General features: G+C 53.7%; 12 protein-coding genes. 9 read left to right on the top strand and 3 right to left on the bottom strand.

The features are described from left to right. Nucleotides 1–32: 32 nt before the first annotated feature. The 9 genes from BUB27_RS03725 to mnhG all read left to right on the top strand — a co-directional run bounded on the left by BUB27_RS03725 (nucleotide 33) and on the right by mnhG (nucleotide 9,915). Nucleotides 33–3,230, top strand: a complete 3,198-nt coding sequence (locus BUB27_RS03725) for an efflux RND transporter permease subunit (RefSeq protein WP_143158197.1) — start codon at nucleotides 33–35, stop codon at nucleotides 3,228–3,230. 227 nt (nucleotides 3,231–3,457) lie between these two features. After that, complete coding sequence (locus BUB27_RS03720; RefSeq protein ID WP_143158196.1) at nucleotides 3,458–4,348, top strand: universal stress protein; 891 nt, start codon at nucleotides 3,458–3,460, stop codon at nucleotides 4,346–4,348. Nucleotides 4,349–4,368: 20 nt separating this feature from the next. After that, a complete protein-coding gene (mbhE, locus tag BUB27_RS03715; protein ID WP_143158195.1) occupies nucleotides 4,369–6,666 on the top strand; it encodes a hydrogen gas-evolving membrane-bound hydrogenase subunit E in 2,298 nt (765 codons plus the stop codon). Nucleotides 6,667–6,669: 3 nt separating this feature from the next. After that, entirely contained in the window at nucleotides 6,670–7,095 is a 426-nt protein-coding gene (locus BUB27_RS03710) for an MnhB domain-containing protein (protein ID WP_143158194.1), read from the top strand. Further along, nucleotides 7,092–7,442 (top strand): NADH-quinone oxidoreductase subunit K, encoded by a 351-nt coding sequence (locus tag BUB27_RS03705; RefSeq protein WP_143158193.1) that lies wholly within the window; start codon nucleotides 7,092–7,094, stop codon nucleotides 7,440–7,442. Before BUB27_RS03710 ends, BUB27_RS03705 begins: the two co-directional genes overlap by 4 nt. Next, complete coding sequence (locus tag BUB27_RS03700) at nucleotides 7,442–8,947, top strand: Na+/H+ antiporter subunit D (protein ID WP_143158192.1); 1,506 nt, start codon at nucleotides 7,442–7,444, stop codon at nucleotides 8,945–8,947. The genes BUB27_RS03705 and BUB27_RS03700 overlap by 1 nt, the downstream gene beginning before the upstream one ends. Continuing rightward, nucleotides 8,944–9,288 carry a Na+/H+ antiporter subunit E gene (locus tag BUB27_RS03695; protein ID WP_143158191.1) on the top strand — a complete coding sequence of 115 codons (345 nt, stop codon included), beginning with the start codon at nucleotides 8,944–8,946 and terminating at the stop codon, nucleotides 9,286–9,288. Before BUB27_RS03700 ends, BUB27_RS03695 begins: the two co-directional genes overlap by 4 nt. Further along, complete coding sequence (locus BUB27_RS03690) at nucleotides 9,278–9,568, top strand: MrpF/PhaF family protein (protein ID WP_159434785.1); 291 nt, start codon at nucleotides 9,278–9,280, stop codon at nucleotides 9,566–9,568. Before BUB27_RS03695 ends, BUB27_RS03690 begins: the two co-directional genes overlap by 11 nt. Further along, the gene (gene mnhG, locus BUB27_RS03685; RefSeq protein ID WP_143158189.1) at nucleotides 9,565–9,915 is read left to right on the top strand and encodes a monovalent cation/H(+) antiporter subunit G; all 351 of its coding nucleotides are present in this window, start codon (nucleotides 9,565–9,567) and stop codon (nucleotides 9,913–9,915) included. The genes BUB27_RS03690 and mnhG overlap by 4 nt, the downstream gene beginning before the upstream one ends. Before the next feature lie 49 nt (nucleotides 9,916–9,964). On the opposite strand, the gene BUB27_RS03680 is transcribed toward mnhG, so the two are convergent. From BUB27_RS03680 to BUB27_RS03670, 3 genes are all read right to left on the bottom strand, one after another. Beyond that, nucleotides 9,965–12,034 carry a TonB-dependent receptor gene (locus tag BUB27_RS03680; protein WP_143158188.1) on the bottom strand — a complete coding sequence of 690 codons (2,070 nt, stop codon included), beginning with the start codon at nucleotides 12,032–12,034 and terminating at the stop codon, nucleotides 9,965–9,967. A 64-nt stretch (nucleotides 12,035–12,098) separates the two neighbouring features. Beyond that, on the bottom strand, nucleotides 12,099–12,725 hold the full coding sequence (locus tag BUB27_RS03675; protein ID WP_159434784.1) for an RNA polymerase sigma factor: 627 nt from the start codon (nucleotides 12,723–12,725) through the stop codon (nucleotides 12,099–12,101). Continuing rightward, nucleotides 12,706–13,173, bottom strand: coding sequence for a periplasmic heavy metal sensor (locus BUB27_RS03670; RefSeq protein WP_143158186.1), 468 nt, complete (start codon nucleotides 13,171–13,173; stop codon nucleotides 12,706–12,708). Before BUB27_RS03670 ends, BUB27_RS03675 begins: the two co-directional genes overlap by 20 nt. Between the last annotated feature and the right edge of the window lie 183 nt (nucleotides 13,174–13,356).

Here is a 13,356-nt window from a genome sequence, read left to right as displayed (position 1 = left end):
GCCTGTTCACCTAATTCACACAATCTAACAAAATGGTTTTATCTGACATTTCCATCCGCCGTCCGGTGGTTGCGCTGGTGATATCCATCGTAATCATCCTGCTTGGCGTACTTTCATTCAAATCACTTCCAGTCAGGGAATACCCGAACACGGATGCTCCTGTAGTCTCTGTGACCACGGTACTCCAGGGTGCGGACGCCGCCACCGTGGAGTCCACCATTACCGAGCCTCTGGAAGAGCAGATTTCCACTATCGACGGTATCAAGCTACTCAAGTCTGAATCCCGCGAACAGGTCTCACAGATCACCATCGAGTTCAACCTGGACCGCGATGTAGATGAAGCAGCCAATGATGTTAGAGACAAGGTCTCCCGTGCTCGCGGCCGCCTACCCGATGAGATTGACGAGCCTCAAGTTTCCAAGCAGGAAGCGGATGCTTCCCCGATCATCTGGTTCTCAGTGAACTCCGACCAACGCTCTCTCTTGGAGCTTTCCGATCTTGCCGACCGCATCATCAAGCAGCGCATGCAAACGGTGCCCGGAGTAGGTAACATCATCATCGGTGGTGAGAAGCGCTTCGCCATGCGCGTCTGGCTCTCAGCCGAAAAGCTTGCCGCCTATGACCTGACCTCCAATGACATTACAGCTGCACTACGCAACCAGAACGTCGACATCCCAGGTGGCCGCACCGAGGCTTTGACCCGTGAATTCACTGTCCGTATCGAAGGAGACATGAAAAGCGCGAGCGAGTTCAACAAACTCATCGTAGCCCACCGCAACGGCCAGCCTGTCTTCCTGGAAGATATCGGCCGCGCCGAACTCGGCTCCGAGGACTACCGCACCCGCACCTTCTTCAATGGCAGCCCCACCGTCGGTATCGGCATCGTCCGTCAATCACAGGCAAACCTACTTGAGGTAGCCGAGGGTGTAAAAAAGGAGGCGGAGACAATCACCCAGGCGGGCTTGCTACCACCAGACGTCAATCTGGAGCTAGCCTACGATTCCTCCATCTTCGTACAGCGCTCCGTAGACGAAGTGTACGTGACCTTGGCACAGGCTGTTGGCCTAGTGGTACTGGTCATCTTCCTTTTCCTACGTGACTGGCGCGCCACCATCATCCCACTGGTCACCATTCCGGTATCCTTGATCGGTACCTTCGCGATAATGGCCGCACTTGGCTTCACCATCAACGTCCTTACCCTGCTTGCTCTCGTACTGGCAGTTGGTCTAGTAGTCGATGACTCCATCGTGGTTCTTGAGAACATCTACCGCCGAATCGAGGAAGGTGAAAACCCGATCCGTGGTGCCGTACGCGGATCCCGTCAAGTGGCCTTCGCCGTGATTGCAACCACTCTCACCTTGGTAGCCGTATTCCTGCCCGTGGCTTTCCAGTCCGGCACCACGGGACGCTTGTTCTATGAGTTTGGTATCACCATGGCAATCTCGGTGGTGATCTCCTCCTTCGTGGCCCTGACACTCGCGCCGATGCTCAGCTCCCGTATTCTGAACATCAAGCAGGTGGATGGACACGCTAAGCACAACTGGTTCTACGAAAAAACAGAGTTCATTTTTGAAGGCATGACCAAAGGCTTTGCCAAGGTTCTGCGTGGCGCCATGAAAGTAGGCTTTGTAGCCTTCATTCTAGTCATCGCAGCCTTCTTTGCAGTCTCCACTCTGTACCCCAAGCTCAAGCGCGAACTCGTGCCCCTAGAAGACCGGGGTCTATTCATCTCCCTGTTCTTCGCTCCTTTAGGCTCCACCTCAGACTATACACAGCGCTATGTAGGCACCATGGATGGCATCGTCCGTGACAAGGAAGAGACCGCCTCTAACTTCTCCGTCACAGCCTTAGGCCGTGGTACCCCCGGCTCAGGTGATCAGGGCCTGATGTTCACCAGGCTCAAACCGTGGGAGGAACGCGACCGCAAGACTCAGGAGGTCATGGGCGAGATCACAGCTGACTATGCCGACCAAGTGACCGGCGGCATGGCTCTTGCCATTCCCCGCAAGCCACTAGGTGGTTCATCCCTAGGCTCCAACCTTCAGTTTGTCCTGCAAGGGTCCAACTTCGACAAACTCGAGCAACTCGGCGGCCAGATGATGGGGGAAATGCGCCAGAGCGGCATCTTCACCAGCGTCCGTCCTGAACCAAAGACCAACAAACCCGAGCTGAAAGTCACCCCGAACCGACTCAAGTGCGCCGACCTCGGAGTCGAGGTAGCCGAGGTCGCGGAGACACTGCAGACAATGTTTGGCTCCACCGAAGCTACCCGCTTCAAGAAGAACGCCCGCCAGTACGACGTCATTGTCCAGCTGGACGATAAAGAGCGTGCTACCCCAAAAGACCTGACCCGTGTTTATGTCCGCTCCAGAGGCGGTTCCATGGTTCCACTTGCCAGCCTTGTCGACGTAAAGGAAGGCGTAGCTCCGGAAAAATTCCCGCGCTACAACCGCCTCAATGCTTACATCATCAGTGCAGAGCTCCTACCAGGCAACAGCTTGGGCGACGGTGTTGAATGGCTGCAGGCAAAGTCTGACGAGCTCCTGCCACAGGGCTACTCCTACACCTTCGACGGAGAAGCCCGTGAGTACGTGGAAAGCTCTAGTGACACCATGATGCTCTTCTTACTGGCTCTGCTGTTCACTTACTTGATTCTGGCGGCCCAGTTCGAAAGCTGGATCCACCCGATCACCATCTATACCGGGGTAATCATCGCGATCGCTGCAGGGGTAACCGCCATCTGGGCGACCCAGTTCCCATGGTTCTCTGGCCTCTTCGGCTTTGGCCAACTCACCGACAACCTCTTTACCAAGTTTGGCTTCATCATGCTCATCGGCATGGTTGCCAAGAACGGAATTCTCATTGTGGAATTCGCCAACCAGCTTCAGCTGGAAGGAAAAACTGCCCGCGAGGCAGCCTACGAAGCAGCTGTTATGCGCCTTCGTCCGATCCTGATGACCGCCATCTCTACGGTCTGCGGCGTGGCTCCGATTGCCTTCGCTACTGGCGCGGGCGCGGAAACACGGAACCCACTGGGCTTCGTGGTGGTGATTGGTGTCGGCGTCTCCGCTATGCTTACCCTGTTCGTCATCCCTGTGTTCTACCTCTTCTTTGACTGGTTGAAACGCAAGATGACTGGCAGTGGATCTGCCCACGGATTGCAGCAATCTGACAAGATTGCCTCAGACATGGCCAAAGAGGACCAAAGAAAACTTCTGGAAGCCCAGTAAAACACCATTAGATTCACAAAAGCGGGGAATATTCCCCGCTTTTTTGTTTCCTAGCAAAAAGTTAGCCGAGCCTCAAAAACTCGGCTTATTTTGCATAAAAATTGCAATTATCATTTGTACCTAACCGCTTTTATCGGCTATAAATACCCTGATTATGTGTGCGCGCATTCAGGACGTATCAGTCTGCGTGTCATGCGTGTCGTTTCAACCTCAGAGATTACTCACAGATGCAAGACTACAAAAAAATCATCGTTCCCATCGGCCTTCAGGATAAAGACGCAGGAGCCATCGCTTGGGCATGCCGCATTGCCCGATACACTGATGCCGACGACATCCTCTTCATCCACCCGTATGATAACCATGACATGCCGGAATCTCTGCGAGGTGATGATTCATTCACCAACGAACTGTTAGAAGAAATCAAAAAACTCGTCGCAGAGAACTGCGGCTCCAGTGAAGAGATTAATTTCCGCTTTGATGTCGTTACAGGAAAAGGTGAACTCACCTCCCTGCTGGAAGCCATCTCTGAACAAGACTCTGATCTAATTGTTATCGGAAAAGACTCTTTTGGTTCTTCCATGCCAGTGAGGCTCGCCCGTCAGGCTCCCTGCTCAGTCATGTCTGTGCCAGTGGAATGCCCGCCGAAGCTTACCAAGCTCATGGTGACGACCGATTTTTCCAAGTACGCTAAAGAGGCGCTGGAGATCGCCGTGCAAGTAGCACAAAGCCGTGGCCTGAAGGAGATCGAGAGCGTGCACGTCTACAATCTGGGCCGGCAATCCCACAAGCTCACGATCCCGGAATCCACCCAACTGGAGATCGCCGCGGACTTTGCCCGTGAGCGCCACGAGGAATTCATCAACGACGTAGACCTGCAAGGCGTGAAGGTGAATATGCACAATTACAACAACCGCTATGTCTACGATGCTCTTCAGGCTGCCACCACTGAACTGGGCGCAGACATGATCATCGTCAGCTGCCGCGGCAAAAACGCACTCACATCCTGGCTGCTTGGCAGTGTGGCAGAAAACCTTCTTAAGGAAGCCAATGTCCCTGTTCTCGCTGCAAAGATGAGAGGCACCGGACAGAACTTCCTCAACGTCCTCCTAGGTGACTAGATGACAAGACGCTGACAAGCATGCCAGAACTACTCCCCTGCATACTGCTTCTCCTATTACTCCCCTGCTTCATCATTCCGGCGTTGGGGAGTTTTAGCAGTAGTCGATTTGGCTGGCTCATGTGCCTGCCAGCCTTTGCTGCGTTCTTTCTGCTCCTCAAGGCCGCTCCCGGCATACTGGATGGCCAGCCAGTGGAGTACCGTGTCCCTTGGGTTCCTCTACTCAATGTAGACTTTTCCCTGCATCTCTCGGGCATACGCTTGGTCCTCGCTCTCTTGGTCACAGGCATAGGAGGCTTCATCCAGCTCTATGCCTATGGCTACATGCATGGCCCCTCGCCCACCAAACGCATGGCGATCCTGCTCTACCTGTTCATGTTCGCCATGGCGGGCGTATGCCTGGCAGACCACATGATTGTCTTCTTCATTTTCTGGGAAATCACCAGCGTGAGCTCCTATCTGCTGATTGGCTTCAATCACGCCGACAAGATCTCCCGGAGAAATGCACTACAGGCTCTCTTGGTCACAGGCCTGGGCGGCGTCAGTCTCCTACTGGGCTTTATCATGATGGCCTCGGTCACAGGAGTCTGGCATCTCAGTGAGATCTCCGCGTTCCAGCCGCAGCTGGTGAGCTCCTCATTTTATCCGGCGATATTAACCTTGGTCCTCTTGGGGGCATTCACCAAGTCAGCCCAGTTCCCCTTCCACTTCTGGCTTCCGAATGCCATGGCGGCCCCCACTCCCGTCAGCGCCTACCTGCATTCTGCCACCATGGTGAAAGCCGGCGTCTTCCTGCTCTTCTTGATGACTCCCATTCTCGGCATGACCACCGCCTGGTCCACCGCACTACTCATCTCAGGTGGCATTACCTTCTTCCTCGGCGGCGCCTTTGGCTTTGTTCAAAACGACCTGAAAAAGATCCTGGCAGGCAGCACCCTCGCCATCCTCGGCATGATCACCTTCTTGATCGGCATCGGCGGCTCAAAAGCCATCCTGGCAGCCGTCCTCGTTCTCCTAGCCCACGCATTCTACAAAGCCAGCCTGTTTATGATCGCTGGCTGTGTAGACCACTCCACCGGCACCCGTGACATCCAGGTGCTGGGCGGGCTCAAAAAAGCCATGCCACTCACAGCCCTAGCCGCCGCGTTGGCAGGTCTCTCCATGTCAGGACTCCCTCCCTTCTTGGGGTTCATCGGCAAGGAATATGCACTCAAGGCAGCCCTCTACAGTCCGGATAAAATCATCCTGCTGAGCACCATCATCGTGAGCAGTATGCTTATTGTAGGGCTAGCACTCAAAGCCGCCTACAAACCATTCTGGGGCACACCACAAGCCCCCAAGGAAGACATTCATGAAAGCTCCACGAGCATGCTGCTGGGACCACTCATCCTCTCCTGCCTGGGTATCCTCACCGGTCTCCTGCCATTCACAGTTTCCCAACTGGTCATTTCCAGCACGGATCAGCTCAGCACGAGTGCCTATAAGGACGGCATCCACCTCTGGAGCGGCTTCAACCTTCCCCTCCTCTTGAGCACTATTTCGATAGGACTAGGCATCACGCTATACGCCTTTAGAGATAAGGTCACCCCCGCCTTGGCCATCATCAAGCCGCAGTCCTTCGACAGCCTCTATGAAGGCACGCTCAACGCGATCCTGAAGTTTGCCAGCAAGCTTACCACTGGCCTGCAATCCGGCTTCCTCCGCCATTACATCATTATCATCATTCTCTCCACCTTTGTCCTGATCTACCAGAAGCTCATCACCTTTGGGGTCTCTAACATTTTTAATTCAGCACTACCCTGGAACATCCCAGTAGTTGTCATCACGATTCTGATGTTAGGAGCCATTCTGGTAGCCGTGAACTCTAGATCACGACTCACCACCTTGGTAGCTCTTGGCCTGATCGGCTATGGCGTAGCCTTCCTCTTCATGGAGTACAGTGCTCCAGACCTAGCCATTACGCAGATTCTCGTGGAGACCCTGACAGTGGTTCTCTTCGCCTCCGTGGTACGCAAACTGCCCGACCACAAACCACTCTCGAGCACACGCAGCAAGATCTACGATCTCACGCTCTCCATCGCCTTCGGCACCATGATCACACTCTTAGTGCTCAAGTCCAACTCTCTGAATCTGGGCCATGGCATCTCGGACGCCATTTCCAGACTTTCCTATCCGGAAGGCAAGGGCAGCAACATCGTCAACGTCATTCTGGTAGACTTCCGGGCCCTAGATACCTGGGGAGAAATCTGCGTTCTCGCCATCGCTTCATTAGGCGCGGCATCCATCCTCAATACAGGCATTAGAAAACGGGAAAAATAAGCCATGCACTCTACCATTCTCAGCCTATCCACCCGCTACCTGGCCCCTCTTCTGATCGGCCTCTCCCTGATCGTGCTCTACCGCGGTCACAACATGCCAGGCGGTGGCTTCATTGGCGGCCTCATCGCAGCTTCTGCCGTCTTACTACGCTCACTAGCTATCAAGTGGGATGCCGCCAAGAAAACCATCCCTCTACCTCCCACCGTGCTGATGAGTGTGGGACTCATGTTGGCCATGGCTAGCGGCCTTCCCGCCTTGATCGATGGTGACTCATTCCTCACCTCACGCTGGCTACCAACTTTCACCGTACCACTGTTAGGCGATGTCAAACTCGGCACCCCACTGCTGTTTGATGTCGGTGTCTACTTCACGGTAATCGGCTTTACACTCAAATGCGCCATCGCACTCGCTACAGAATCTGACTCATGAATATTTTTATCGCCATACTTATCGGAGCCTTGTTTGCGGCCGGCCTTTATTGCCTGCTGCGGCGAAGTATCATGAAGCTCATCGTCGGCACCATGCTTCTCAGCCAGGCCGTCAACCTGCTTGTCTTCTCATCTGCCGGACTGAACTCAAGCACCCCAGCCTTTGTGGACCCTGAGACAAAAGAGCCACCCGCTATCCATGCGGACCCACTCTCCCAAGCACTGGTTCTCACCGCCATCGTGATCAGCTTTGGCCTGGTCATCTTCACCATCTCTCTCCTCCTGAAAGCCCACCGTGCTGTAGGTAGCGAAGACCTGAATGACTTCAACCACACGGATAGACTCTAATGATCTGGCTCCTCAATACGATCCTGCTCCCTTTTCTATCAGCTCTTCTCTGCCTGATTCTAGGACAACGCCCTCGACTCGCCAGAATTGCGTCGGTAGTAGGGGCTTCACTGACCTTCCTTAACTCGATCCTACTGCTGAACGCCACCATCCGGGAAGGCTATATCAGTTTCCAAGGAGGGAGTTGGGACGCACCGATAGGAATCACACTGATCGCGGATGTCTTCAGTGCCTCCATGGTCTGCATCACGGGAGTGGTGACTTTGGCGGTCGCCGTTTACTCGATCAAAGACATCAACGACCCACTGGTAAAAAAACATTTCTTCGCCCTCTTTCATTTCCTCATCATGGGAGTGAGCGGAGCCTTCATCACTGGAGACCTTTTTAATCTCTACGTGTGGTTTGAAGTCATGCTCCTGGCATCTTTCGTGCTCGTCACTCTGGGTGGCTCCAAAGACCAGCTGGAGGGGGGCGTCAAATACCTCGTCATCAACATCATTTCCTCCGTACTCTTCCTCGCAGGACTGGGACTTCAGTACGGCAAGTTAGGAACGCTGAACATGGCTCACATCGCTCAGAAACTGGCCGTCACCGATGATGCCTTCTTTGTGAACAGTAGTGCCATGCTTCTGCTCGTCGCCTTCGGTATCAAAGCTGGCCTGTTCCCCTTCTTCTTCTGGCTACCAGCATCCTACCACACCCCCCGAGTCTCCGTATCCGCAGTCTTTGCCGGACTTCTCACCAAGGTAGGAGTCTACGCCCTAATCCGTGCCTACACACTTTTTTATCACAGCCAGTTTCACGTCGTCCAAGACCTGCTTCTCTGGCTAGCAGCCGCCACCATGGTCACGGGCGTATTGGGTGCGGCCTCGCATTTCGATATCCGCAAAATCCTCTCCTTCCACATCATCAGTCAGATTGGCTACATGGTGATGGGCTTGGCCATCGGCACCTCTCTAGCCGTCACCGCTGCTATCTTCTACATCCTTCACCACATCATTGTGAAAACGAACCTCTTCCTGATAAGCGGTCTGATCATGAGAAAATCAGGCAGCTCTCACCTCTACCTGATAGGAGGACTCTACCGCATGGCTCCGTGGATTTCGCTGATCTTCCTCATTCCCGCCTTCTCACTCGGAGGCATCCCACCGCTATCCGGCTTCTGGGCCAAACTGGGTGTCATCCAGGCTGGCGTGGACTCAGGCTACTACGCCCTCGTCATCACCTCTCTGCTCGTGGGTATCTTCACGCTCTTCTCTATGACGAAGATCTGGGCGGAGGCCTTCTGGAAAAATCATCCCGATGCCGATAAACCCCACACCATGGAGCAACAGCCGAACCTCCCCCTGGAGCCCTCGCTTGTGGCACCATGTGTGGTACTTTCCCTAATGACCCTCGCCATCGGGCTCTATAGTGAACCGCTCTTCGAGCTCGCCGAGCTGGCCAGCAAGCAGCTGCTGTCTCCAGATCTCTACATTCAACATGTCCTCAAACAGTCACTATGAAATCCCCTCTCTCCATCATTATCTGGTCAGGACACTTTATCAGGCTGTTCACTTTCTATCTATGGGAAGTGCTCAAGAGTAATCTAAACATCGCCTACGAGATCCTGACTCCGACCCACCACATGAAACCGGCCATCATCAGCGTGGATGTCTCCAAGCTCACCGAGCGCCAACTTCTCGTCGCCGCAAACATGATCTCCATGACACCGGGCACGCTCAGCCTCAACGTGACCGATGACCAACACTACTTGCAGATCCACAGCATGTACGTCGAGAACCCCAAAGCGACTGCCAAAGAACTCCAAGAAAAATACTTCACCAAGGTTTGCCATGTATTTTGATCCCATAGAATTACCCTCCTGGGTCTACATACTCTCCAAATCCATGCTCACCCTCGCCATGCTATTCACAGCCTGGCGCATGTGGCTGGGCCCCACCGTCATGGACAGGGTCGTCGCCCTGGACCTGCTCGCTGCCCTCATCATGGGCCAATGCGTGATCCACACCATGGAGACTGGCTTCATGTCTTATCTTGATATCGCCACGGCCATTGCCATCATCAGCTTTTTGGCCACCGTGGCTTTCGCCCGCTATCTGGAAAACAAAAACGCCCCGCTATGACTACCATCATCGTCAGCACCATTCTCATCCTCGGCTCTCTGTTCGGGCTCTTGGCTTCGATAGGCGTCATGCGCATGCCGGACCTCTTCTGCCGTATGCACGCCGCGACCAAAGCGGGAGCCTTTGGGCTGGGAACCATGCTACTGGCCTTCATCATCGCGAACCCCAACCCGCGTAGTCTGATTCAGTCCTCACTGATCATCATCTTCTTTTATCTCACCGCCCCCGTTGCAGCCCAGATGATCGGCCGCGCCGGCATCCGCAGACGGGTCCACCTCTTCAAAGGGACCAAAGGGGTGAATACCCAGAAAAACGAAAACATTCAGCAGGATTCACAATACCCCTAACACGTGAACCCTGCTGATTTATATTCGAGGGGAAAAGCTGAATCGTTTGCTAGAAACGGTACACCACATTGAGCCTAACCTGACGAGGCTCTGCTGGATGAATGTGCTTTCCTTCCACACCATTCATTTCGCTCGGCAACCTGCTCTCATAATAATACTCGATGTCGTTATCATTCCGGTCGAGAACGTTAAGAACATCCAAGGAAACCTCCCAATTTTCCTTCCTATAGCCTACCCTGGCATTGACGATAAAACTTTCATCCGACTTCACAGAGCCTGACTCCTCCAGTGGGCGTGGCGTGAAATAACGGGCGCGCAGACTACCGAAATAGCCTTCTTCTCTACCTAGCGTGATGCCCGCAGACACCGCATGCTCGACTGCATTTGGAATATCCTTCATTCCCGAAGGCACGCCCACGAACTGGGCATGACTCCAGGAATATTCCCCATCCAGATGGATCCAATCATTCGCATGCCAGTATGCAGCCAGTTCAACACCCCAGCGTTCTGAGCCATCACCAGCTTCACTCGTGCCAGCGTCGCCCACATACACCAGTTCACTGTCGCTTTCCAAATACCACAGGGCCAATGTTGTGGTGAGATTTTCCACAGCATTACTGCGAACACCCCATTCCAGCCCCTTAGTCCTAACCAAAGGATCCACTTGGTCCAGAGGTGTCACCCCGTCGGTTGGATCGACTTCAATAGTAACGCCACGGGCATCGTTACTGTGGAACCCGAGTCCTGCATTAAAATAAAATTCAGTTTCATTCCATGGTCCCATGACCACTCTGAATTTGGGACTGACAATACCATCCGTTTCACTTCCGGAGTTAGCCTCCAAATCACTATCCACCTTGAAACGGAACCCATCTCCCCGGAGACCTCCTCCGACCTTCAGCCAATCATTGATTCTCGTCTCGTGGTCCACATAGACTCCCAAGCTCCCTACATAGACATCATCCTTACGGATCGTCTCATAGCGGTCTCGTGCTTCGGTCAGATGTAAGCCGATATCATTGATCCAATCATTTCGAGATTGCAGCCCTACACGCGTTCTCGCCTCACGCCCAAACACTTCGTGCTCCCATTCGTGCCATAAGTCGAAGCCTGCAAAGATGCGTGAATCACTCTGCTCGAACTGATCCCCTCTAACCGGGTCATTCAGGTTATAAGTGAAGTTAGAGAAAAGCTCCATGTCATAGTATCCCACCCAAGTGTCCAGGTGAGTCTTCGTCCCCCCCTCGCTCATTTGCCACTGAGAGGACAAACTGTAGCGTGAGCTTTCCCCTCCTGTTGTGGGATCCACTGCGTCATAGCGATCAAGCAAGCCACCCTCAACGGCCCGGAGTGGAATTTGGTCCGAAGAATCCCACTGTCCCTGATACGCCAGAAAGGTGCTGTTCCAATAATTGTCTGCATCCCCTACATGGTAGCGGGCAAAAATATTGTAACGGTCAAAATCATCACCTTTCTTCCATGGTCCGTTCTCATGGCTGTACTCCATACCAAACGAAAGATGCCCTCGACCCAAGGCCCAACTATCACCATAGAGGAAGCGATAGTAGTCATAGGAGCCGTAGCTTAGTGAGAGCATCCCCTCTGGCAGTACATCGTAGAGCTGATACTCAGCATGACCAGCCGTAGAGAGATCACCAAACCTCGTATCAAACGGGCCTTTGCCGTAGTCCAGTCTTTCGACAAATTCTGGAACGATGAAATTGATATCCGCGTAGCCTTGTCCATGACCGTGAGTCCGGTAGTTGGCAGGCATTCCATCAAGCCCGACGTGAAAGTCCGTACCATGGTCCAAATTAAAACCTCTCACGAAATACTGGTTCGCCTTCCCCCCGCCTGCGTGCTGGGTAACAATCATACCTGGCACCACCTCCAAGAGCTCTCCCCGCCTCAATATGGGGCGACGACTCAGTTCATCACGCCCTGCCACACCAGAGCTTGCTGCATCAACTTCTCCTATTAGGTAGTCCGACTTACTGTAGACCACTGATGGAGCCAGAGTCTCCACCTGTTCATCTGCATAGCCCATCCCGCAACCCAAAATCCCCGCTGCGGCAAAAGCGCCTGTTGCCAGATGTGATAAGTTTTTAGTTTCCTGCATACTGCCTTAGACGACATTGCAGCAAACGCCCCACGAAAAAACTGCTCAATTTCCGAAACCCGCCTCATGGCTGACTTTGCCACCATACCTCTAGGCGCTTGCGTGCACGATAGAGCCTCCCCTCAACCGCCTTGACCGAGCACCCCAGGCACTCAGCGCACTCTTCGTGACTCATCCCTTCCACACTGGTTAATATTAGGACAGCCCGATACTTTGAAGGCAAGCTTTGCATCCCCTCCTCCAGCAGCCTCAAATCATCTCTGCTGTCCAGCCGTGCCCCTTGGGTCTCTTCCTTTCCCCCATGAGATATCAGAAACGCCAAACACTTCTGCCGGAACCGCCTCCCGGCACTCTTCCAGTCATCCCGGCAATGGTTCACGGCGATACGATAGAGCCAGGTCGACAAGCTCGACTTCCCATCAAAGTCCGGCAGAGCACGATAGGCTTTTACAAAGACGTCTTGGCAGGCCTCCATCGCATCATCGGGACAACCAAGCAGCCGCCGACAAAGTTGATAGACCCGCTCCTCATGCATTTCCATCAGCAGCCGGAATGACGGTTCATGCCCTTGTTGTGCATACTGAATACACTGTTGTTCCCGTGCCTTACTGAGTAGTGCCCCCTCCTCATCTTCCCTTCTCAGGCCAGGTGAGTACACTCCACCGGGAAAATCAATGATGTGGCTGTTCATGCTCATGCTGTATTCCATCGTGTAACCACTGGAGCATCTTCTCCGCTTGCTCGGGCTCCAGGTACTCTTTCATCTCAAAGAAATGATCCAATGAAGCCCGCTGCATCTCCCCCTGGATATGATTCACCCTCTGGATCGCCGTTTCTAGCTCCGGACTCCCTTTGCCATGCTCCCACACAGCATGGGCCAAAGCGGCCTTAGCCTCTCCCTGCTCCTTCAGCAGCTGGGCCTCCTTCTTATGAAAAGCAGCCTCAGACGCATGCATCTCCTTCTCCTGCTGCTCACTGAGTTCAAGGTTCTCGTGGATCCAAGCATGGAAGTTCTCACCACCTGCACCATGTCCATGCTCACTTCTCGCATGCCAATGAAGCGCAAACCAACAACCTAAGGCACCAGCTATAAAAGCAACCAGTGCCACGAGAATGATAAATCTCGGCTTTCTCATCATTCTGCCGGCTGACTAAAAATCATGGGCTCACCTCCTGCCTGAAAAGAGGGCATCTGGCCTCCGGGCGACTTTTCTGCATAACGAGAAACAACCATGAATGAGAGACCTACCGTCACTAAGGCTACCACCATAAGCCCCTTGGTTATAGACAAGGGCATATCTGTACTAGCCTCTATCTCCGCC

This window comes from Rubritalea squalenifaciens DSM 18772, from assembly GCF_900141815.1.
Classification (GTDB): Bacteria; Verrucomicrobiota; Verrucomicrobiia; order Verrucomicrobiales; family Akkermansiaceae; genus Rubritalea; species Rubritalea squalenifaciens.
Note: the sequence above shows the minus strand (reverse complement) of the source record. Positions and strands in the feature narration are given on the sequence as shown.